The following is a 21,727-nucleotide window of genomic DNA, read 5'->3' on the forward strand; positions in this document are numbered from 1 at the left end:
GAAAAAACCATTTTTCCATCTATTAACGACGAAATTAAAGTCAGTGGGAGGAAAATGGAAGTTAATCGACCAAATTGATGGCAGTGAGTGAAAGATGGGAGTTAATCACGCCGTAGAGAGCCCCTCAAGTTTCACTTCTTCTCCACTTCCCTTATAATGAAAACTATGAAACTTCTTACTGCCGAGTACGTATAACACTATTAACAATACATAGTTGCCATTGATAAAAAGGAGTGAAATCTGTGGGAGTTCAATTAAGCAAGGGACAAAAAGTAGATTTAACCAAGACGAATCCAGGGCTGCAGGTTGTCATGGCAGGATTGGGCTGGGATGTCAGCCACAATCAGCCGCAATATGACCTGGATGCTTCAGCATTTTTAACAGATGCATCCGGTAGAGTTCAAAGTGACAGCGATTTTGTTTTTTATAATAATCCTTCTGGCGGCAACGGATCTATTCTATACAGCAATGATAACCGCACTGGAGCCGGTGCCGGGGATGACGAGCAAATCCGGATCGAATTGAACAAAGTGCCTCAGCATATCCATCGCATTGCTTTTACCATTACCATCCATGATGCCCAGATGAAAGGGCAGAATTTTGGCCAAGTTTCCAATGCCTATGTGAGGGTCTTCAATGCCCTAACAAATGAAGAGCTTCTGCGTTTCGAACTCGGCCGTGACTTTACAGTGGAAACAGCAATTGTAGCAGCCGAGCTCTACCGCCATAATGGCGAATGGAAATTTAACGCCATCGCAAGCGGATTCCAGGGGGGATTGGCTGCACTTTGCCGTAACTTCGGCGTTTCCGTAGACGAAGAGCCTGCAGCAAGCCCTCAGCCTGCAATCAATCAAAATCAATATCAGCAGCCGAACAGCTTCGGACAGCCGTCTCAAGGCTATACACCGAGCCAGCCGGCACAGACAAGCTACAGCCAGCCAGGCTATAGCCAGCCGTCTTACAATCAACCAGCACATAATAGCCCTGTATCCCAGCCATCATCATTTGGCAGCCAAACCGGATACAGGCAGCCAGTGCAAGCCCAATCTTACACAGATGGAAATATCGCCTGCACCCGCTGCGGGTCTACCAATATCCGTACTGGGCAAAAAGGATTTGGCCTTGGCAAAGCAGCAGTCGGCGGACTTATTCTGGGCCCAATCGGGCTTCTTGGCGGATTTATTGGAAAAAATCAGCTTAAGCTTACCTGCAACGCTTGCGGAAACTCCTGGTCCCCAAATCAGACAGACTACGTTCAATGGGCCAATGACCAGAAAAGACGTGCACAGGAATTATTTACGCGCTTTAAAAGCCAAGATGTCCTTGATGCTGTTGTCGCTTCATGCGCCCTTGTCGGGATGGCCGATGGCAGGCTCGACCCCTCTGAACGACAAAAAATGATTGAGTTTGTGAATAGCAGCGAAGAATTAAAAGTATTTGATACTCAGAAAGTCATCCAGCAATTCAATATGTTCGTGCAGCGAATTGAAACGGATCCCATTATCGGCCGTGCGGAAGCCTTCAAAGCAGTCGGCCGCGTGAGGAACAAGCCGGAAATTGCCCGGCTTGTAGCCCGTTATTGTATCGCTATTGGCTATGCTGACGGCCATTTTGATCAAAACGAAAAACAAGCCGTCACAGAAATCTGCATGGAACTTGGCTTAAACCCGCACGAATTTTTATCATAAAAGGGACTCCATGACTCAGCTCTGCCGGCAGCATCGGCAGGGCTTTTTTTCATTTATTCCCTTTTACCCCTGAATATGCAGCATACAAAATTCTTATGCGGGTATACTCAAAAAGATAAAGTAAAACTTCAATCAGTGGGGCGCTTTTTTTATCCCCGCTGATTGTTAGTTGAACCAATCGGGCCTTTACGGGCAGTTGGGCTCCGGACTCTTCTCCTTCGATTCCCCTGAGCCTTACTGCCGTTAGACTGCGATAAAGTGATGCTTCAATCAGGACACGAGACCTATACTAAGCGCGAGTTTAAAGGAGGTATTTTTCTTGAAGGAAAGCTCATCAACCGAACGCTATATGCCTATGACTTCCTCAACGAGCGGAATGATTGTGAATGAAGCAAATGGTGTTCATTGCCTTACAGTTCAGATTGTCAATGTGTGTTTTATACGTGTAACCGAAGAACCTGGAGATTGGGTGCTGATCGACGCCGGAATGCCGAAGTCAGCAGACAAAATTATTGAAGCAGCCGAAGAGCTGTACGGAGAAAATGCAAAGCCGAAAGCGATTATTCTAACTCATGGGCATTTTGACCATGTAGGGGCGATTATTGACTTGGTCGAGCGCTGGCAGGTTCCTGTTTACGCCCATCCGCTGGAGCTGCCATTTTTAACAGGGAAGGAGGATTACCCAAAGCCAGATGCAAGCGTAGAAGGCGGACTAGTTGCCAAAATGTCACCCGCCTTCCCTCATGAAGGCATCGACCTTGGCACCCATGTTCAGCCTTTACCTGATGACGGCAGCGTTCCTCATATGGAGGGGTGGAAATGGATTCACACACCAGGCCATACACCGGGCCATATGTCATTGTTCAGAGAAGCTGACCGTGTATTGATTGCAGGAGATGCCTTTGTAACGGTTAAGCAAGAATCCCTATACAGCGTACTGACACAGGAACAGGAAATCAGCGGCCCGCCGCGCTACTTAACAACTGATTGGGAATCAGCACGGACCTCTGTTCAAAAGCTTGAGGCACTTCAGCCTGCTGTTGCTATTACAGGCCATGGCGTCCCAATGGCTGCCGGTACATTAAGGGCAAGCCTCGCAAAGCTCGTTAATGAATTTGATGAAATCGCCATTCCGGACCACGGAAAATATGTCGATGGCAATCGCTAGCAAAAGCCCGGTTCACTTTGAAGAGTGAACCGGGCTGCGTTTTTATGGATGTTTAAAAAACTCAAAAAAAGGAAGAGTATACAAAAGATAGTTTACTAGTTCAGGAGGGGTAGCTTATGCATCTGGAAAACTTTAAAGACCAGAAAATCCAAATAAAATTCAAAAACTTTCCGAATGACCTGGTTGGTTCCATCACAGGCATTTACCAGCCAGACGAATGGTATCTCGTAAACCTGATCAAAACCGAAAACATGGGCATCTGGGTTGAAAACCCTTGCTTTAAACGCACAAAAATCCAGGAGGAAGACGGTACAGATATCCCCGAGGAAATGCAAAAGGAAGAAGATTGCGTGACACACTTCCTCATCCGCTGGGACTACATCAGTTCGGTCATCACTTTCCCGGATGAAAAAACGCTCGGTGTTGATAAAAAAGCAAAGTTAATAGGATTCCAGCCTTAAAATCAATTTTTAAAAAGGGAAGGCTTGATCAAATCCTTCCCTTTTTAAGGATAATATTCCACCAGCAAAAGAAATGTCACAGTGCATTATAAAAACAAAGGTATCAGCAATCCAGATAACAGCAATATTAATGCTCCTCCAAGCCTGGATGAAATTTGGGCGAAAGGCATTAATTCCATCCTTTTTGATGCAGAAAGAACCGCAACATCACCAGTTCCGCCCATATTTGCCATACAAAGCCCAGCTGTAATGGCTGCTTCAATTGGATAGAATCCTACTAACTTGCCTAATAATCCGGCCCCCAGAATAGCCCCCAGCACTACAGCAAAAACCGTAAGAATATACTGAAGAGATAATGCTTGCAGCACCGTGTTTAAGTCTGTATATGCTACTCCAATTCCAAATAATAGAGCGAATGTCCAGTTACTTGCTACAAATTGGTACCATTGGCTTGCACCTTCTACCACACTCTTTGGAATGAGATTAGCAATTTTTGCGGCAGCCACCAATATGATCATTATGGCATAAGGGTGGAGCGGAAGAAAATCGCCCAGCAGATTACCAAGTGTAAAAAAGGTTAACCCAGCTAACAATCCTGCACCCATTTTTCCAATATTATATTTGGACTCGGTTTTCTCATATTTAAAACCTTGAATTAATTGTCCGTTGCCTGTCAGGGATGGGAACCTTTTTCCTATTCTATCCAATATACTTGCAAATACAATAGCGAAAACATTCCCTAGTGCAAGAGCTGGAACAAGCATAGAAATGTAGTAGCTTGGCTCATTTCCAAGAAGCTCAGAGTAAATTTGGCTCATTGGAACTGCACCTGCTCCCATGCCTCCGCCCATTATAGGCATAGCAATTACCAATACAGCATCTTGCAGGGTAAATCCAACCATAAGACCGACAATTCCTGTAATAAGGACTGCACCTATGACTGCGCCAGTAATTGGGAGAAAATAACGAACCCCTACTTTAACCAGAATTTTTGAATTCATGCCAAGTATACTTCCTGTAATTAAGGCAGCAATATAAAAATCAAGAAATCCTCCATCCGTCATAAAAACAGTTACGGATTCTGTGATGTTTTCCGGGAGAATCCCGCTATACACCATGTAAGCGGAACCAAAAATAGCTACAATAGCCCCTCCGCCCAAAAACGTTTTTACCAATGGCAGCCTATCTCCAATCCAGCCAAAAGCTTCACCTAGAACAATCATCACAAGCAAGCTTCCGATCATCCCTCCTGGCAGGTTGCCAGTATACATGCTCAATAACGTAATAGCAGCAAATACCGTAAACCATACAACTGGTATATTAAAAATTTTATGATCTGACAAAGAGCTTACCTGAACAGCCTTTTGCTCTTTTGCAGAGCGATTAGTTTCCACATTTTCAACTGCCTGTTCCATCTAATCATCCTCCTTTTTAAAAAGCGGGGCAAAGGCCCAGCTTAAGACACTGAACTCTTGCCTTTCTTTTCTTGAATAGCCATGGCTGACACTGCTTTAGCGACAGCCTGCGGCACTCTATGATCAAGCGCATCAGGGATTACAAAACTTGCTTTCAATTCTCCTTCTGGAATCACATCTGCAATGGCATTAGCCGCTGCCACCTTCATTGCCACCGTGATATTTTTGGCCTTGGCATCCAGAGCCCCTCTGAATATTCCTGGGAATGCAAGCAGGTTATTCACCTGATTCGGGTAATCGGATCTTCCTGTTCCTACTATTGCTGCTCCTGCTTCTATTGCCTCTTCGGGATAAATTTCAGGAATTGGATTGGCCATTGCAAAAACAATCGGATCGCGATCCATTAATTTAATATGATCTGCTTTTAATGCTCCCGGTCCCGAAACGCCTATAAATACATCAGCGCCTTTTATTGCATCCTTTAAATTCCCTTTCAACCTCTTTAAGTTGGTTACTTCTGCCATACTTTCCTGCATTGGATTCATCCACGTTTCTCCCTTGCAGACTATCCCTTCCAAGCTTACAAGAGTAATATTCTTATAGCCCGCATGCATGAGCAGTTTAGCTATTGCTATTCCTGCAGCTCCAGCTCCATTAATCACGATATTAACGCTGCGGTGCTGTTTGTTTACAACACGAAGGGCATTAATCAGTGCTGCGAGCACGACGATGGCAGTTCCATGCTGATCATCATGAAATACTGGAATATCAAGCTCCTCTATCAGACGGCTTTCAATTTCAAAACACCTTGGTGCAGAAATATCCTCCAAATTCACACCGCCAAATGTAGGGGCAAGGGCTTTGATAATATTGACAATTTCATCCGTATCTTTCGTATCAAGACAAAGAGGGACAGCATCTATATCTGCGAATTTCTTAAACAAGATGCTTTTTCCTTCCATTACAGGCATTGCAGCCTTTGGCCCGATGTCTCCCAAACCAAGAACAGCAGTCCCGTCTGTAATGACAGCCACCAGATTCCCTCTTGATGTCAAGGAATCAGCCTCTATCGGATGTTCAGCAATCATTTTGCATACATCCGCAACACCTGGTGTATATACCAGACTTAAATCTAATATATTGTTTATGTCCATTCTGCTTACTACTTCAATTTTGCCTCCATGTTTACGATGAAGATTAATTGCTTCTTGCTTAAGGTTTTTTCCGTTCATGAGAATATCTCCTTTCCAGTAATCGCTTTCATTCTTTGTGTCCTCAATGATAAAAAAAATGATAGCCTTTTCATACGTTTTGAAACTATACAAATCTTTTTGTAATTAAAAAAAGTGCAAGGCGCCTGGAGCTAGACAGTTATCTAAGTTCAAAAGGATATAAATTCTGATATTATAAAAAAAAAAGCGGCATCGGCCGCTTTTCTTTTTATTTTGAAATATACGCATCAAGTAAATAGCTATTTGTTTCTTTGTAAGAATATTGGGAAACAGGCCTGCCGATACCGTATGTTAATGTTTCCTCCAGCACTCCGATTTCTGTTAAGAATCTAAGATATTTTCGGATTGAGACACGTGAAATATCTGTCTTCTCAGCAAGCTCATCGGTTGTAAACGGACCATTTCCCCAACCATTAATCGTCCTGATAACTCCCTGCAGCGTTGTTTTTGTAAGCCCCTTAGGAAGAAACTGTTCTGATTCCCCAGATGTTCTCTGATCATTTATGATGATGTTTTTGTCTAATTGAACCTGGTTTATGCTTTGCTTTTTATTTAAGAATTGGTATTTATCTTTATAGCTTAATAGCGCGTGCTGAAATCTTTCAAATTCGAATGGTTTAATCAAGTAATCTGCAGCCCCAAGCCTAAGAGCAGTCTGAATTTTTTCAGTATCGGAAGCTGCCGTAATGACAATAACATCTATTCCCATCCCCTGTTCCCTTAGTTTTTTTAGCAGTTCTAGTCCATTCCTTCCAGGCATATATACATCCAGCAGAATAAGGTCCACGGTTTTGTCTTCAAGAAATTCTAGCCCGTCTGCCACATTATGAACTGTTCCTGTATGGATAAATCCTTCCACTTCTGACAAGTAGCGCTTGTTAAATTCCGCAACCATTGGATCATCTTCAACAATCAAAACCTTAATCATCGTCTTTCACCTCTGCTATATAGGGCACTGTAGCCTGAATCTCCATCTGCCTTCCATTATGAACCTTTATTTTGCCTCCTAGCCTTTCAATGCTTTGCTTAACTAAATACAGCCCGTAGCCTCGATTTGTCCCCTTTGTAGAAAACCCTCTTTCAAAAACTTTATCAAGAATGTCTTCCGAAATCCCAGGACCTGAATCCGTTACTTTTATATAAAGCTGCTGTTGTGCATACTTCAAATGCAGGCTGATCGACCTATCCTTATTTTCGTCAAACGCTTCTACCGCATTGTCTATAAGGTTCCCTATAATGGTAATCAGCTCATGAGTTATCTCATCTTTATGAGGTTCAGGAATAACCGTTTCGTTTATGATATTCAGCTCTACATTCTCTTCCCTGGCATAGCTTAATTTCCCCATTAAAAAACCAGCAAGTGCCGGCTCCTTTATATTGCGTGTGATCATCCCTGCTTCCTGATTCCGATGGTCAACCAATTTGCTGATAAACCTTAACAGTTCTTCATGATAGCCCATCCTGACCATCCCCAAAATAACATGCAGTTTATTCATGAATTCATGGGACTGTGCACGCAAGGATTCTGCATATGTCCGAACTCCTGTCAGCTGTTCGGCAAGCCTATTCACTTCTGTTTTATCCCTAAAAGTTGAAATCGCGCCAACCACTTGATCATTGACCAATAAAGGAACCCGATTAACAAGTATGGATACTCCATTAATGGTTAATTCCTCGTCAAGCTCCGCCCGGCCCGTCTTAAGGACTCTATCTAGTTTTGTTGAAGGCATATAGTCATTAATTTTCATGCCCACAGGATTGCCCGGCAAATTGGCATTTCTAAAGATTCTTAATGCAGACTTATTAACCAATGTTATTTGGGAATCCTGGTCAACCGCAATAATTCCTTCATGAACGGATTGGAGCATCGTACTTCGCTCCACTAATATCTTTGCAATCGCTGAAGGCTCCAGCCCCAATAAGATTCGTTTTATATATTTTGCCAGTAAAATGGCGCCTGCCACTCCTGCGAGTATGCCTATTAAGGACCCTAATAGGATATTATCATGGCTGCTTTCTAATGCTTCCTGGACATTTTCGAGAGAGATTCCGACAGCCACAGCGCCAATTTGGACGTTTTCGGTATTATATATTGGGGTAAAAGCTCTAAGTGATTCACCAAGGGTACCTGTAGATGTCGATATATGTTCTCTGCCTTCAAGCACTGCCTTCTCATCGCCTCCAACAAACCTTTTCCCAATCAATTCTGAATTTGGATGCGACTTCCGTATGCCATTCATATCCATCACAACAATAAACATAACGCCAGTTGCTTGTTGAATCTCCATCGCATATTTCTGAATTCTTTCAGCTGCCCCCTCATTTTGCAGGCCTAATCGAACAACTGGAGATTTAGCTACCGTTCGGGAAACAATTATAGCTTTCTCCTCTTGACTATCCCGAATATTTTGGCTGACTGAGTTACTAATCAATAGATCAGTCATAATGAGCGAAACCAAAACTACCAGGCATACAAAAAAGATAATAATCGTACTTAACTTGAACCGTTGTCTTTCCACTTTTCTCACCTCTGGCACTTAGCACATCTGAGTTCTATTTAAATATTTTACATGAGTTGTCTGTTTAGGAGAAAATTTTTCAATTAAGAGAGAATTGCTTATATTTTTTGCTATGATATATTTACCGACTTTTCTAAAAATAACAATGGAGGCTTAGCCATGTCAATAAGAACTTGCATCGTTACCCACGACCTTGAGGAATCTCAGATTGAAAGAATAAAAGAAATCATCCCCGATTGGCAATTGATCACCGGAAAAAGCCCGGAAAACTGGCTGAATCAAGCGAATGCAGCAGAAGTAATCGCCGGATGGAAAAAGGAGCTCAAAGAATTGGTTCAGGAAGGAAATACAAACCTGCGCTGGTTGCAATCCTGGAGCGCCGGTGTCGACTCGTTTCCTCTTGATAAAATGGAGGCACAGGACATTCAGATCACGAGCGCGAATGGCGTCCACGCAAACCCTATTTCAGAAACCATTTTTGCCCTTATGCTTGCATTAACCCGAAAAATCCATACATATGTTAGAAATCAGCAATCAAAAACTTGGCACCATTCTGGAATGAAACTTGAGATTCACAATAAAACGATAGGCATCATCGGTGTTGGAGCGATTGGCAAAGAAACGGCCAAGATTGCCAAAGCTTTTGGCATGAGAGTCTTAGGTGTCCGCCACTCTGGAAAAACTGAAGACTATGTGGATGAAATGTATACTTCCAGCCAGCTGAACGACGTGCTTCCACAATGTGATTATGTAGTCGTCACACTCCCGCTTACAAAAGCAACAAAGCAATTATTCGGTGCAGAACAATTCTCTTTAATGACAAATTCTGCGTTTTTCATCAATATCGGCCGCGGTCAGATTGTAGTGGAAAAAGACCTGATTAGCGCTCTGCAAAACGGCCAAATTGCCGGTGCCGGCCTCGATGTTTTTGAAAAGGAACCGCTGTGCGGGGATAGCCCACTATGGGAGCTTCCGAACGTAATCGTAACCCCTCACACAGCTGGATCGACAGAATACTATAACCAGCGCGTCATAGATGATATCTTCATTCCGAATCTAAAAAACTATGTAAACGGAGAAACACCTGCCATTAACCTGGTTGATTACAAAAAAGGGTATTAAGAAAAGCGCGGGAAAAAAGCAAGGGACTGCTCCCTTGCTTTTTCTTTACATATGATGGCTATGCCGTTTACGACGCTGCCTTATGACCAATTCCTCTAACGCTCCTGATCCAAATATAACACCTGCAACAATCAAAATGAGCCCCAGCAAATGATTAACCGTAATCACTTCACCAAGGATGAGCGCGGAGCCCGCTAAAGAAAAGAAAGTATTCAGATTGAGAAAAATGCTGGCTTCTGCTGGCCCGATTTTACTGATAGCCGTATTATATACCATATGGCCAACGGCGGTTGCTAATACAGCAGACACCGCAAAAGCCGCCCAGACATAGGCTGGTGCTTCGGATAAGCCCTTCAGTCCCCCAGGTTCTATAAAATTCCCAAGCGCAAACAAAATCAATCCGCCAAATATCAGCATATAGCCGGTCAGCAGTCGTGGGTCTATAGTCTTTGAGGCCTTGCTTATCACAATAAAGCTAAGGGCTTGTGAAATTATCGATAAAAATACATAAAAGTCTCCAGCCGATAAGCTGGACACTCCTCTATTGCCTGAAAGCACAATGAACGTGACCCCCGCACCTCCAAGCAGGAATCCAAGCACCTGGATCCCAGTCGGTTTATTGCGCAGCAGAACGGAAGAAAGGATTGCCGTCAGCAGAGGCCCTGCACCTAAAATCAGGCCGCCATTTACAGCACTTGTTCCCGTCAGGCCTACTGCCAAAAAGAAATGGTGGCTGACCACACTGAGCAGTCCGCCAATAACAATAAACTTCAATTCCCTAAAACTTGGCTTTCTCACTTTTCCCAGTAAACTCAAGATCATAAATACGGTCACACCAGCTGTAAGAATTCTCAATGAAGTGATCGTAACCGGTGGAAAATAACTGACAAGAATCTTAATAATGCTAACATTCATTCCCCAAGTAAGCATAATCAAAGTGAGAATCAAATAGGTCTGCAGATTTTTCACTCTCAATCCTTCTCTCTATAAAATCCAATCTAATAATGTTTTCCATTTTATCACATGTCAACTCACTTTGGTCTTTTAAAGTTCTACAGAGAATTATATTCGTTTGCATGAAAAAATATCCTGTGGACAAAATAATCTACAGCAGAATTTGCAGGGAGGGATTTTGGCTGACACCCGAGCAGGAAAAGTTTTTTCTAAAGCTTGTATCCTTACAAGAGATCACTTTTTCGTAAAAAAAATTGTAGATGCCAATTCCGATAAACTAATTATCATTGTAGATGAGTCTAAAATGGTAGAGCAATTAGGAAATTTTCCTCTTCCTGTAGAAGTGGTACCTTCAGGCTGGGAATTAACTGCAAAGCAAATCTCGGATCTAGGTGCTGTTCCTAAATTAAGAAAAAGAGACGGGGACATTTTTATCTCAAATAATGGAAACTACATATTGGATTGCAAGTTTAAGGTCATATCTAACCCCCAAAAGCTCCATAGCCAGCTTAAGCAGTTAATAGGGGTTGTTGAGACCGGTTTATTTATTGGAATGACAGACTTAGTTATCGTCGGGAGCCAGGAATCAGTCAAGATACTCGAAAATAAACAATAAAAAAGGAGAGGCGCTTTCCCTCTCCTTACTCCATCCTTAGACTGGAAGCAAGTCTTTCCGTATCGGTGTGAAAATGTCCACAATAACACATTCCTCTATTACTCTTACCTGATGTTTTACGTTGGAAGGAATGTACTGAATATCACCCCGGATTAAAACTCTTTTTTCACCATTTACTTCGAATTCAACTTTACCTTTTTCAATGTAGCTGATCTGTTCCTCTGGATGCTGGTCAATATCTCCAAGGAACCCTTGTTCCAATTCTACTTTTACCAGCATTAATGACCCGTCACTGTTTAATATTTCTCTTTTCACTATGATGTCTTCCTTTCCGACAATTTACTTATTAAAATAATCCTGGATTAATTAGCTTCGGCACATAAAATGCGATGTCCGGGAAAAAGGCTACAAAGATTAGCACAGCTAACACAATTAAGATATACGGCATTACAGCCTTCAAGGACCTTTCGATACTCAGCTCACCAATCTTAGCTGCAAGCAGCAAACATAAACCGTAAGGCGGGGTAACAAGCCCAATAGCTAAAGTCATGACAACAATTAAACCTAAATGGACGGGATCCATGCCAAATTGAGTGGCAGTCGGCAATATGACCGGAACGAACAGGATCATGGCTGGAATCGCATCCATAAATGTCCCCACAAACAGGAAGAATGCAATGATAATTAAAATGAATACCCATTTTGCCCCAACATTATTAACGAAGAAATCCTGGGCCATTGTTGATAATTGATAATAACTCATAAGTTCTCCGAGTGCACTTGCAGCGGCAAGGGCAAATAGCGACAATGAACTTAAAGCTAGAGTATCCATTAATATTTTTGGCAAATCTGATAGCTTTAAAGTTTTATAGAAAAACATGCTGATTAAAAGTGTATAAAGAGACGCAACTGCAGCTGCTTCTGTCGCTGTAAAGAACCCTGAAATAATTCCTCCGATGATAATGATAGGAGTAATTAAGGCAGGAACTGTTTCATATACAAGCTTTAAAAACTGTTGGATAGTTGCTCTTTTGGATCTGGGATAGCCTTTTTTTACTGCCATAATATAGACAAAGAGCATCATACCAAAGCCGACTAAAACACCTGGGACAATTCCTCCTAAGAAGAGGGCACCAACAGAAGCATTTGTTAAGCCTGCAAAAATTATCATCGGGATGCTTGGAGGAATAATTACACCAATCGTGGATGACGCCGCCGTAACACCTACTGCCGTCTCCGTGTCATACCCTTGTTTTTTCATATTAGGAATCAGAATTTTCCCTACTCCTGCAGTATCTGCCTGTGCAGCACCCGATACACCTGCAAAGATCATTGATACGAGAATATTGGCATGCGCAAGCCCGCCTCGGATATGTCCAACAACAGCAAGCGATAGATCAATTAGCTTCTGTGAAATTTTGCCGCTATTCATTAAGTTAGCTGCAAGGATAAACAAAGGAACGGCTAGCAAAACAAAGGAATCAATTCCATTAAGCATTTTCATAGGAACAGTCACTTCTGGAATATACGGAACCGTAAATATTCCAAGAAGAGCTACAATTCCTATTACAAAAGCAATCGGCACCCCAATGAACATGAGAATCAGGAATAATCCTACTAGAATAATGCCAATCATACGTTAGCCACCCTTCCCTTAAGTTGTTTAAAGTTATTGATCAGGTGGTTTATAGAATAGATAGACATTGTAAGCCCCATGATCGGAATGGAAATCCAAACATAGCCCATCTTCATAGCAGGAAGTGAGGCCCAGTTATAATTCCAAAAATTATTTACGACTTCAATTCCGTAATAGAAAAGTGCAAACGCAAACAACAATATAACAAAATCAATAACAATCAAAAGTTTGGCTTTGGATTTGCCCTGCAGCTTTTGTTCTAAAAAGTCAAAACTAAAATGTTCTTTTTTGTTTACCATTACAGAGGCACCCATAAAGACTGACCATATAAATGAATAATTGGCTACTTCTTCTGTCCAAATAACCGGTATCCCCAAATGCCTTGTAACTATTTGGATAATGATAGCAGCAAAAAATATCGATAAGCTTATAACACCGATGGCCATCTGAATCTTCTCAAGAATTTTAATCATGCTTATCGTCTTCCCTCCTATTAAGGATTAAAGGGAAGACCGCATATAACACTCTTCCCCTTAATACAATCGATTCAGATTATTTTAGATCTTTAATTTTCTTAAGCAGTTCTTCTGCTCCCATGTCTTTTGCCGCTTTTTCCTGTAATGGCTCAGCCAGCTCTATAAATGGCGTACGATCAATTTCATTTACTTCAGCTCCATCAGCGATAGCCTTTTCTTTATACTCTTCCTCTTGAGCGTTTACTGCTTCTCTTTCCGCTTTAACAGACGCTTCAGCTGCTTCTAAAATAATGTCCTGTTGCTCTTTTGTATAAGAATCGAATTTTTTGCCGTTTACTAATAAGAATCTTGTTGTAAAGTCATGTCCTGTTTCAGTAATGTACTTTCCGTTGTCTGTTTTGTGATGATTTTGCTGAATAAAGTAGGGATAAGAGTTTTCAGATGAATCCACAACGTTTTGCTGTAATGCCTGGTATAATTCTCCCCATGCAATAGAAGTAGGGATTGCACCAGTTTGCTTCCAATAGTCAGCAATCACACCTGAAGTTTGTGTTCTGAATGTCATTCCTTTTAAGTCTTCCATTTTTTCAATTGGCTTTTTGCCATAGTAATGTCTGACACCAGCAGACCAGTAGCCAACTAATTTAAAGTCATTATTGGACTTTTCATTAACTAGCTTTGCCATTTCTTCTCCCACTTCTCCATCAACAACTGTTTCCCAATGCTCATAGCTGTCAAATAAGTATGGGAGTGCTAATAAGTCAATTTCCTTGATGCCTGTTTGGGTCATAAAACCTGGTGATACTAAAACAACATCAGCTGCACCCAGCTTGAGCTTTTCAACTAGTTCTGATTCTTCTGTGCCGATTGTTCCCGCGTGTACTTCAACTTCAATGTCACCGTTTGATTTGCTTTCTGCAACTTCTTTAAACTTTAATAGACCTGTTTGGTAAGGATTATCCGGTGATGTCTGATTATGTGCAGCTACAATTTTAATTTTTTTGGAACCCGCTTCTCCGCCTGCTTCTTCTTTGCTGCTGCAGCCGGCTAAAACAGCTGATAAAGCTAGAAGTACAACAAAAGAAACTGATATTAACTTTCTCATTTTTATTTCCCCCTTGTTTAATTAGTATAAATTATTTATTAAGCAATGCTGTATATTCAAGCGCTTTCTTCGTCAGCATCAGATAATCCTCATCACAGTTTAAGTTTTTAGGATTTACCAGGTTGCCTCCAACCCCAATCGCCAAAGCACCACCTCCAATATAATCCTGCATATTGCTCTCATTAATTCCGCCTGTTACCATCAGTGGGATCTGCGGGAATGGACCATGAATATTTTTAATGTATCCCGGACCAAAAGCATTGGCAGGAAAAACTTTTATCATGTCTGCACCATTTTCATACGCTGTTAAAATTTCTGTTGGTGTTAATGCTCCCGGTATACTTGCTATGCCATAGCGTTTAGCCATTTTAATTGTTTCAGTGTTAAGCGAAGGAGAAACGATGAATTGGCTGCCTGCCATTATGGCGGCTCTGGCTGTTTCAGGATCTAATACTGTTCCTGCCCCCACAAGCACTTTATCGCCAAGCGCCACTCTTACTTTTTCAATCATCGCCATAACTCCGGGAGTTTCAGCGGTAACTTCCAATACTTTTACTCCGCCCTCATACAGAGCACTAGCGATCGGCACTATATTCTCTGCAGTTGCTTCACGTATAACAGCAACAATGACTTGCGTTTTAATAAAATCAACTGCTTCCATTTGTTTTACCTTCCCTTCGCATGCACCTATTCCAAATTGGTATGTCTCTTTGTCATTTCTTCATAAGCTGAATCCTGATTCTCTGTTTGCAATGTTCCAATGATAATTGCATCGAGAACAAGATGCACTGATTGGTCAAATTGATTGCCGAGCGGCTGAATAGTGCCTGGTTCACCTGCTCTGCGGTACTTTGTGGCAGCCGGAATGACGAGTATCCCATCACATATGGAAGCAATTTTGGACTCTTTATTTGTGGTTACTAGGAAAACCTTTGCCCCCAATTCTTTTGATTTGGCAGCAAATTGCAGAATGGCACCAGTTGATCCTGAACCAGAGATGGCCACTAGCAAATCATCCGCTTCAATACTTGGTGTGACCGTCTCCCCAATCACATAAACCGGAAATCCCCCATGCATCAGACGCATCGCAAACGCTTTTCCCATTAGTCCGGAACGCCCTTCTCCATAAACAAAAATCCGTTTTGCTTCCCTGAGATGTTTGGAAAGATGTATCGCTTCTTCTTCATTAATACCAGCCAGAACTGCTGAGACTTCATCAGCTACGGTTTTTATAATAGATTTCATTGATTTATCAATCCTTTCATGGCTCTAGCAGCTTCATAAGGATTATCCGAGCCTGTGATAGCGCTGCCAACTATAACCGTATAAGGCCTTTTCTCTTTAACCCCTGGAAGAGTATCTATATTGATTCCGCCTGCTACAGCTACTTTCAGCCCCGAATAGCCTTGTGTCAAAGAGAAAAGGTCTGTTCCCATTTGCCCTTCAGACTGCATATCCTTGCCAAAATGCAAACTGACTAAATCTACCCCAAGGGCTTGCAATTCTGCAACACGGCTTCGCTCTGTAATCCCCAGTAAATCGACCATTATCTGCTTCCCATGTTCCTCTGCAACCATTAGCGTATCGGTAATCGTCTTATTTGCCGAGAAAGCCATAACCGTTGTTATGTCAGCTCCAGCCTCGAAGGCTTGTGCAGCTTCGTGTTTGCCCGCATCACAAGTTTTCATGTCGGCAATAACTGTTTTGTGTGGATATGCTTGCTTGATCTCACGTACAATGGACATGCCATATTCCTTGATAACGCCAGTGCCAATTTCAATCCAATCTGCGAATTGCTCTGTTTCTCTTAAAACCTTTATGCATTCTTCCCTCGTAAGACGATCAAGGGCTATCTGAAGGTTCATACTCTCACCCTATCTTTCTACTGCTTCTTTTTCTCCTAACTGAACAAGAACGTCTTCCAAATATGGAAGGCCTTCATTATCACCTGAAACACTCACAACCATTGAACCTATGACATTTGCAAAATTCAAAGTCTTTTCAAGCGGCCACTGGTTTAACAGTCCATATATAAATCCAGTGTCAAAGCCATCACCCGCACCTACTGTATCTACAACTTTTTTAGCTTTAAATGCCGGAGCTTCAAGGTACTCGCCGTCATGATAACCGATAGAGCCTTTTTCCCCTTGCTTAATGGCAATATAGCTCATGCCGAAGGCTTTACAATGCTCAACGATTTCTCTTGGATCACTTGTTCCCAGCAACAACTCCGCTTCCTCTTCTCCGGTTAGAAAAATATCAACATACGGAAGAAATTCTCTTAAGACTGTCCGCGCCTCATCCCTGGTCCATAGTTTTAATCGAATGTTTGGATCAAAAGAGACAAGAACGCCATGCTTTTTTGCCAGAGCAATTGCAAATTTTATGAGATCAATATTCTTGTTCTTATCTACGGCAGGAAAAACGCCGGTAATATGAAGAATCTTTGAATTTTTAATATAGTCTTCATTTAGTGATTCCATAGTTAAAGTTGTAGTCGGAGAATTGGTTCTGTAATAAAATGTTCTAACGCTTCCATCCCCCATTATCTCCTTGAAATTTAAAGAGGTCGGATATCCGTCCACAAACTCTAATTGCGAGACGTCAATTCCTTCTCCGCGCACTGTATTGAAGATATGTCTCCCAAATTCATCATTGCCCAGACGGCTAATCCAGCCTGTTTTTAAACCTAAGCGGGAGCATCCGATTGCAACGTTCAGCTCCGCCCCTCCTACCTTTCGTTCAAAAGTCGAAACAAACCTCATTGGACCTGTTACAGATGGATTAAACGTAATCATTGAATCCCCGATTGTAATTACATCATTCATGGCTAAACTCCTTTTCGGTTCTTTTAACATGATTCTCTAACAATAAGTTTTGGTTCAAACCGATAAACCAAATTTTCATCAGCAAGTTCTTTTTTCTGTATTTTGTTAAGTAATAACTCAGCTGCTTTATTGCCTATTTCAAAAGCTGGCTGTGCAACTGTTGTCAATGCCGGCTCGTAAAAGCTTGCAAAAGAGACATCATCAATTCCAATAATGGCCACATCTGATGGGATTCTTAAATTATGTTCTTTTACATATTTAAGGATCTCTATTAAGGTAAGATCATTTCCCGCAAGAATCGCTTCTGGCGGATTTTCAAGGGATAGCATCTCTTTAAGCCCCTCTTTTATCCTGCTGACTTCCAGGCTTTTGATATACTCTTCCTTAATCGGGATACCGTTTGATTGCAATGTCTTTTTATAGCCGTTCAGACGTTCCATCCTTGGTGTTACATTTCGAATTACATTTGTAATAATGCCAATTTGTTTATAGCCTTCGTCAATAAAATGCTGTACACCCAAGCCGGCAGCTTTTTCATTATCAAGCAGCATCGAAGGAATTTTCACATCAGGCACTGTTCTGTCAACAAATATAACTGGATATTTTTCCTGCAGCATTGCATTATAGAGCTCTTTATTATCGCCTGTAGGAAGGATAATAATCCCGTCTACCTGCTTTGCCCGGAGCATTTCAATATACTTCTTCTCCTTTATCGGATTATCATCTGCGTTACATACAATAGTGTGAAAATCCGATTCGTGGCACATATCCTCTATGGCTCTGATTACCTGGGTAGAGAAAGAATGTAAGATATTAGCTACTATTACACCAATCGTTGTTGTTGATTTTTGCTTTAAACTTCTTGCCACAATGTTTGGTCTGTATCCAAGCTCCCTGATGGCCTTTTCAATTCTTTTTTTTGTCTCTTCTCCCATATAATCAAACCTTTTGTTCAAGTACTGGGATACTGTGCTTTTTGAAACATTTGCATGCTGAGCTACATCAGCTATAGTAACCGTTTTCATAAATTTTTCTCCGAATCTATTTCAATTTGCCTTTTCTAAACCGATTTACTAAATCGGTTTACTAAATCGATTTATCATAATTATAAAAAAAATGAAAGCGTTTTACAAGTCTTTTTAAAAATTATCTGAAAAAGTAAAGAGCAGCTGCACCCTTATGGGAACGCCTGCTCTTTGTTTTACCGCAGTCTAATGGGCAGTAAGATCCTCACTTCAAGACTCAGAGGAATCTCATCGAATACCTCCCAATAGAGTAATAGATTTCACCTACTAAATTTTATAATGTTTCGAAAACACTTCTAAGGGTATAAGACACTAGAATATAGGAGGTAAAGCATTCTATTAATTAGGTTAAATGTAAAATATAGTATTTTATTAATAGGGAGAAAATTACACAAAAATAAAAAGGCCAACTTTCCTAAAAGGATAGATGGCCTTTTTCTATTTTTTATCTATTACTTCATCAAATCATGATCTACATAACGCTCACCGTTCAGTTCACTGATTACATTTATCGCAACCTTTGCACCGTCTCCAGCCGTGATGATCGTATGGACACTTACACCTGCAATTGTTCCGGCTGCCCAGATGCCTTCTACATTTGTTTTGCCTTCAGCATCAACATCTAAGACTGTTTTGATGCGTGGTTCTGTACCAGGCTTTGTTTTCAGACCTGCTTTTTCTGCCAGATCTGTAGAAAGGCCGGCTGCTACAATCACATGCTTAGCTGTATAGGTATTCTTACCCGCTGTTACAGTAAAGCCCGCTTCTGCCTTTTCAATGTTCTCAACAGTTGCCTCTGTGATTTCAGCTCCAAACTTGGCGGCTTGCTGTTTGCCCGTCTCCACTAATTCAGGACCTGTTATTTCCATAACACCATAATGGTTTTCAACCCAGGCACGTTTTGTCATGCTTTTATCATTATCCAGAACAGCGACTTTCTTGCCCGCTTTTGCTGCAAAAAGCGCAGCGCTTGCACCAGCAGGACCAGCACCCACAACTACGATATCATACATTCTACCTTCCTCCTTTAAAGGATTATTTGCTTATAGTTTATCTAAATTAAGAATAATTGTAAAATAATGCGTTTGGAAGAATTTTTTCCCTCTAATCCTCGTCCTTGATATCACGATCCTCCGGTAATGGCTCATTCAATATTTCTTCAACAAGTGATTTATACTTCTCAACCTGTTTAAGGTGAGTGTTAAACTGCTCCTTATAAATTAAATACTGATTCCCGTCATGGATGGCACGAATTTTCTTCTGCTGGATCAGATTTTCTACATAAGCTTCGGGATAGGATAAATATTCTGCGGTTTCTTTAATGGTAAGGTACAAGCTATTCATCATTCCTTCTTCAAATTAGTCTATTAGTTTCAACTGGCAATTTACTGGTACTAGATGACTCTATTAAAATCATATAAAATAGAACTGTAAATAGGATTTAATTCAATATAAGCTCTTTTATTATACAGCTTATTATCGTGCGATAAAGTGAAACTTCAGCCAGTGGGGATTTTCTTTCCCCCCACTGATTGTTAATTGAGGCCTACAAAATGTGGGTCGCAAAGGCGTTGCCACAGGACGTGGCGTTTTTAGTCTTTGTTCTGCTTTTCAGGCCTTTACGGGCAGTTTGATTCCTCTGAGCCTTGAAGTGAGGGTCTTACTGCCCGTTATACTGCGATAAATAAACTTATTTGACTGAATCACAGCCTGCCTTCAGCCAAATAGAGATCAGGAGGAAGCCAAGCACATGAATAAAAGAAGGCTATTGGGATTATACATTGTCATCAGCATCATTTGGATATTTGGCACTAACTATCTCCTGGACTTGCTTGAACCTTCCTCTCTTGCCTATTACCTGAAAAGGGGCAAAGAATTCTTGTATATTTTGGTTACAGGATCTCTGCTCTATTACTTTTTGAGCAAACAAGAGGAACTCAATGCATCCAGGGAAGATGAAAAGAGGCTTTCTACCTTAATCAATTCCATGGTGGACTTTGTTAATTTCAAAGATGGCGATGGCCGCTGGATTGAATCCAATGAATTCGGCCTGAAGTTATTTGAACTAGAAAACGTGGATTATAAAGGGAAAAAGGATTCAGAGCTTGCTGAATACACCGATTTTTATGCTGACGCACTGCGGTACTGTGAAACATCAGATGAAGAAACATGGCAAAATGGGAAGATCACCAGACTCGAAGAAGTTATTCCTTTACCTGACGGAACAGAAATGACGTTTGATACCATCAAGGTACCCCTTTTCTATTCAGACGGAAGCCGTAAGGGCCTCGTCATTATCGGACGGGATATTACGGAAAGAAAACGTGTAGAAAGGCTTCTCGAAGAAAGCCAGCAGCAGTATAAATCATTGTTTGAATACAATACAGAAATCGTCTATATGACGGACCTTGATGGAACCATAACTAGAGTCAATGCACAATTCAAAGCGGTAACAGGCTATAGCCCGGATGAAACCATTGGCAAAAGTATTTATGATATATCGCCTGAACGATACAAAACAAAAGTGAAAGCGGATTTTACATCCATTCTCGCAGACAAACAGCCAAAAACATGCGAGTTTGAATTTAATCATCGGAACGGCAGCCTGCTCACTTTGCAATGCACCGCCCTTCCTATCATCGTAAATGGCCAAATCGCCGGAATAATTGGGTATGGCAAGGATGTGACCAAGCTTCGGCAGGCAGAGGAAAGATTGCGCCGAACGGAAAAGCTCTCTGTCGTAGGCGAGCTTTCTGCAAGTGTTGCCCATGAAATCAGAAATCCGCTGACTTCCTTAAAGGGATTCGTGCAGCTGATGCAGCTGGAGGATGAAAAGCACCAATTTTATTATCAGATCATGCAGGACGAGCTTGACCGCATTAACCACATTGTCGGTGAGCTGCTCCTTCTGGCCAAGCCCCAGGATATTTGTTTTACAAAAGCGGATGTTCAGAAAATCCTATATAATGTCATCTCGCTTTTAAAAACTGAGGCCAGCATGCATAATGTCCTCATCGAATTTTTATTAAAATCTGATATTTACATGATTGAATGTGAACCAAACCAGTTGAAGCAGCTGTTTATAAATATAATTAAAAATGCCATTGAAGCTTCAAATGAAGGCGGCAAGGTTATCATTACGCTTCAGGCTGATGACGGACAAGTAGCTGTTCTTGTTAAAGATGAAGGCTGCGGCATGTCAGAAGAACGCCTGAACCGAATAGGCGAACCTTTTTACTCATCCAAAGAAAAAGGCACCGGCCTCGGCCTGACTGTGAGCTTCAAAATCGTCCAATCCCATAACGGCTCGATTCATTTTAACAGTGAAAAAGGCTCAGGAACCGAAGCTGTCATTAAACTCCCTGCAAAAAAAACAAGCTCCTGCAGCAGAATTAACCATCTAAGAAAAGTGCTGGAGCTAGACAGTTATCGACGTTCAAAATTTTATACTCTCTTACGCTGTGTAAACAAGAAAAGAGCGG

Annotated in this window: 22 protein-coding genes; 6 read left to right on the top strand and 16 right to left on the bottom strand. The window is 41.5% G+C overall.

Translation table 11 applies throughout. From position 1 onward, the window contains the following. Nucleotides 1-242: 242 nt before the first annotated feature. From NCCP133_RS16225 to NCCP133_RS16235, 3 genes are all read left to right on the top strand, one after another. Nucleotides 243-1,688, top strand: coding sequence for a TerD family protein (locus NCCP133_RS16225; protein WP_264806116.1), 1,446 nt, complete (start codon nucleotides 243-245; stop codon nucleotides 1,686-1,688). 349 nt (nucleotides 1,689-2,037) lie between these two features. After that, nucleotides 2,038-2,856, top strand: a complete 819-nt coding sequence (locus NCCP133_RS16230) for an MBL fold metallo-hydrolase (protein ID WP_264806159.1) — start codon at nucleotides 2,038-2,040, stop codon at nucleotides 2,854-2,856. 116 nt (nucleotides 2,857-2,972) lie between these two features. Further along, the gene (locus NCCP133_RS16235) at nucleotides 2,973-3,317 is read left to right on the top strand and encodes a hypothetical protein (protein ID WP_264806117.1); all 345 of its coding nucleotides are present in this window, start codon (nucleotides 2,973-2,975) and stop codon (nucleotides 3,315-3,317) included. An 86-nt stretch (nucleotides 3,318-3,403) separates the two neighbouring features. Here NCCP133_RS16235 and NCCP133_RS16240 read toward each other — a convergent pair whose 3' ends face one another. From NCCP133_RS16240 to dcuS, 4 genes are all read right to left on the bottom strand, one after another. After that, on the bottom strand, nucleotides 3,404-4,732 hold the full coding sequence (locus tag NCCP133_RS16240; protein ID WP_264806119.1) for a 2-hydroxycarboxylate transporter family protein: 1,329 nt from the start codon (nucleotides 4,730-4,732) through the stop codon (nucleotides 3,404-3,406). A 41-nt stretch (nucleotides 4,733-4,773) separates the two neighbouring features. Further along, nucleotides 4,774-5,964 (bottom strand): NAD(P)-dependent malic enzyme, encoded by a 1,191-nt coding sequence (locus tag NCCP133_RS16245; protein ID WP_264806120.1) that lies wholly within the window; start codon nucleotides 5,962-5,964, stop codon nucleotides 4,774-4,776. Nucleotides 5,965-6,172: 208 nt separating this feature from the next. After that, complete coding sequence (locus NCCP133_RS16250) at nucleotides 6,173-6,892, bottom strand: response regulator (protein WP_264806121.1); 720 nt, start codon at nucleotides 6,890-6,892, stop codon at nucleotides 6,173-6,175. Then, on the bottom strand, nucleotides 6,885-8,483 hold the full coding sequence (gene dcuS / locus NCCP133_RS16255; protein WP_264806122.1) for a DcuS/MalK family sensor histidine kinase: 1,599 nt from the start codon (nucleotides 8,481-8,483) through the stop codon (nucleotides 6,885-6,887). Before dcuS ends, NCCP133_RS16250 begins: the two co-directional genes overlap by 8 nt. A gap of 159 nt (nucleotides 8,484-8,642) precedes the next feature. On the opposite strand from dcuS, the gene NCCP133_RS16260 reads away from it, so the two are divergent. Next, on the top strand, nucleotides 8,643-9,605 hold the full coding sequence (locus NCCP133_RS16260) for a D-2-hydroxyacid dehydrogenase (protein ID WP_264806123.1): 963 nt from the start codon (nucleotides 8,643-8,645) through the stop codon (nucleotides 9,603-9,605). 45 nt (nucleotides 9,606-9,650) lie between these two features. Here NCCP133_RS16260 and NCCP133_RS16265 read toward each other — a convergent pair whose 3' ends face one another. Beyond that, nucleotides 9,651-10,574, bottom strand: coding sequence for a DMT family transporter (locus NCCP133_RS16265; protein WP_264806124.1), 924 nt, complete (start codon nucleotides 10,572-10,574; stop codon nucleotides 9,651-9,653). Between the two features lie 163 nt (nucleotides 10,575-10,737). On the opposite strand from NCCP133_RS16265, the gene rpiA reads away from it, so the two are divergent. Beyond that, nucleotides 10,738-11,175 (top strand): ribose 5-phosphate isomerase A, encoded by a 438-nt coding sequence (gene rpiA, locus NCCP133_RS16270; protein ID WP_264806125.1) that lies wholly within the window; start codon nucleotides 10,738-10,740, stop codon nucleotides 11,173-11,175. A 36-nt stretch (nucleotides 11,176-11,211) separates the two neighbouring features. On the opposite strand, the gene NCCP133_RS16275 is transcribed toward rpiA, so the two are convergent. From NCCP133_RS16275 to NCCP133_RS16325, 11 genes are all read right to left on the bottom strand, one after another. Continuing rightward, entirely contained in the window at nucleotides 11,212-11,490 is a 279-nt protein-coding gene (locus NCCP133_RS16275; RefSeq protein WP_264806126.1) for a cupin domain-containing protein, read from the bottom strand. A 31-nt stretch (nucleotides 11,491-11,521) separates the two neighbouring features. Beyond that, entirely contained in the window at nucleotides 11,522-12,811 is a 1,290-nt protein-coding gene (locus NCCP133_RS16280; RefSeq protein WP_264806127.1) for a TRAP transporter large permease, read from the bottom strand. Next, nucleotides 12,808-13,284 (bottom strand): TRAP transporter small permease, encoded by a 477-nt coding sequence (locus NCCP133_RS16285; RefSeq protein ID WP_264806128.1) that lies wholly within the window; start codon nucleotides 13,282-13,284, stop codon nucleotides 12,808-12,810. Before NCCP133_RS16285 ends, NCCP133_RS16280 begins: the two co-directional genes overlap by 4 nt. A 79-nt stretch (nucleotides 13,285-13,363) precedes the next feature. Then, nucleotides 13,364-14,392, bottom strand: coding sequence for a TRAP transporter substrate-binding protein (locus NCCP133_RS16290; RefSeq protein ID WP_264806129.1), 1,029 nt, complete (start codon nucleotides 14,390-14,392; stop codon nucleotides 13,364-13,366). A 31-nt stretch (nucleotides 14,393-14,423) separates the two neighbouring features. Continuing rightward, the gene (locus tag NCCP133_RS16295; protein ID WP_264806130.1) at nucleotides 14,424-15,053 is read right to left on the bottom strand and encodes a bifunctional 4-hydroxy-2-oxoglutarate aldolase/2-dehydro-3-deoxy-phosphogluconate aldolase; all 630 of its coding nucleotides are present in this window, start codon (nucleotides 15,051-15,053) and stop codon (nucleotides 14,424-14,426) included. Nucleotides 15,054-15,079: 26 nt separating this feature from the next. After that, nucleotides 15,080-15,637, bottom strand: a complete 558-nt coding sequence (gene hxlB, locus NCCP133_RS16300; RefSeq protein WP_264806131.1) for a 6-phospho-3-hexuloisomerase — start codon at nucleotides 15,635-15,637, stop codon at nucleotides 15,080-15,082. Next, nucleotides 15,634-16,257, bottom strand: a complete 624-nt coding sequence (hxlA, locus tag NCCP133_RS16305; RefSeq protein ID WP_264806132.1) for a 3-hexulose-6-phosphate synthase — start codon at nucleotides 16,255-16,257, stop codon at nucleotides 15,634-15,636. The genes hxlB and hxlA overlap by 4 nt, the downstream gene beginning before the upstream one ends. 9 nt (nucleotides 16,258-16,266) lie before the next feature. Next, nucleotides 16,267-17,220 carry a sugar kinase gene (locus NCCP133_RS16310; protein ID WP_264806133.1) on the bottom strand — a complete coding sequence of 318 codons (954 nt, stop codon included), beginning with the start codon at nucleotides 17,218-17,220 and terminating at the stop codon, nucleotides 16,267-16,269. A gap of 23 nt (nucleotides 17,221-17,243) precedes the next feature. Beyond that, nucleotides 17,244-18,245: a LacI family DNA-binding transcriptional regulator gene (locus tag NCCP133_RS16315; protein WP_264806134.1), complete on the bottom strand. Its 1,002-nt coding sequence runs from the start codon at nucleotides 18,243-18,245 to the stop codon at nucleotides 17,244-17,246. Nucleotides 18,246-18,697: 452 nt separating this feature from the next. Next, on the bottom strand, nucleotides 18,698-19,258 hold the full coding sequence (locus NCCP133_RS16320; protein WP_264806135.1) for an FAD-dependent oxidoreductase: 561 nt from the start codon (nucleotides 19,256-19,258) through the stop codon (nucleotides 18,698-18,700). Between the two features lie 91 nt (nucleotides 19,259-19,349). Then, a complete protein-coding gene (locus tag NCCP133_RS16325; protein ID WP_264806136.1) occupies nucleotides 19,350-19,589 on the bottom strand; it encodes an excisionase family DNA-binding protein in 240 nt (79 codons plus the stop codon). A 406-nt stretch (nucleotides 19,590-19,995) separates the two neighbouring features. On the opposite strand from NCCP133_RS16325, the gene NCCP133_RS16330 reads away from it, so the two are divergent. After that, on the top strand, nucleotides 19,996-21,727 hold a 1,732-nt coding region (locus NCCP133_RS16330; protein WP_264806137.1), incomplete at its 3' end, for a PAS domain-containing sensor histidine kinase.

Source organism: Cytobacillus sp. NCCP-133 (assembly GCF_026011715.1).
Lineage (GTDB): Bacteria > Bacillota > Bacilli > Bacillales > Cytobacillaceae > Cytobacillus.

Coding starts and splice junctions, on each gene's coding strand:
- NCCP133_RS16230 (WP_264806159.1), top strand. CDS start 2,038: ATGCCTATGACTTCCTCAACGAGCGGAATGATTGTGAATGAAGCAAAT.
- NCCP133_RS16235 (WP_264806117.1), top strand. CDS start 2,973: ATGCATCTGGAAAACTTTAAAGACCAGAAAATCCAAATAAAATTCAAA.
- NCCP133_RS16240 (WP_264806119.1), bottom strand. CDS start 4,732: ATGGAACAGGCAGTTGAAAATGTGGAAACTAATCGCTCTGCAAAAGAG.
- NCCP133_RS16245 (WP_264806120.1), bottom strand. CDS start 5,964: ATGAACGGAAAAAACCTTAAGCAAGAAGCAATTAATCTTCATCGTAAA.
- NCCP133_RS16250 (WP_264806121.1), bottom strand. CDS start 6,892: ATGATTAAGGTTTTGATTGTTGAAGATGATCCAATGGTTGCGGAATTT.
- NCCP133_RS16260 (WP_264806123.1), top strand. CDS start 8,643: ATGTCAATAAGAACTTGCATCGTTACCCACGACCTTGAGGAATCTCAG.
- NCCP133_RS16280 (WP_264806127.1), bottom strand. CDS start 12,811: ATGATTGGCATTATTCTAGTAGGATTATTCCTGATTCTCATGTTCATT.
- NCCP133_RS16285 (WP_264806128.1), bottom strand. CDS start 13,284: ATGATTAAAATTCTTGAGAAGATTCAGATGGCCATCGGTGTTATAAGC.
- NCCP133_RS16290 (WP_264806129.1), bottom strand. CDS start 14,392: ATGAGAAAGTTAATATCAGTTTCTTTTGTTGTACTTCTAGCTTTATCA.
- NCCP133_RS16295 (WP_264806130.1), bottom strand. CDS start 15,053: ATGGAAGCAGTTGATTTTATTAAAACGCAAGTCATTGTTGCTGTTATA.
- hxlB (WP_264806131.1), bottom strand. CDS start 15,637: ATGAAATCTATTATAAAAACCGTAGCTGATGAAGTCTCAGCAGTTCTG.
- hxlA (WP_264806132.1), bottom strand. CDS start 16,257: ATGAACCTTCAGATAGCCCTTGATCGTCTTACGAGGGAAGAATGCATA.
- NCCP133_RS16310 (WP_264806133.1), bottom strand. CDS start 17,220: ATGAATGATGTAATTACAATCGGGGATTCAATGATTACGTTTAATCCA.
- NCCP133_RS16315 (WP_264806134.1), bottom strand. CDS start 18,245: ATGAAAACGGTTACTATAGCTGATGTAGCTCAGCATGCAAATGTTTCA.
- NCCP133_RS16320 (WP_264806135.1), bottom strand. CDS start 19,258: ATGTATGATATCGTAGTTGTGGGTGCTGGTCCTGCTGGTGCAAGCGCT.
- NCCP133_RS16325 (WP_264806136.1), bottom strand. CDS start 19,589: ATGAATAGCTTGTACCTTACCATTAAAGAAACCGCAGAATATTTATCC.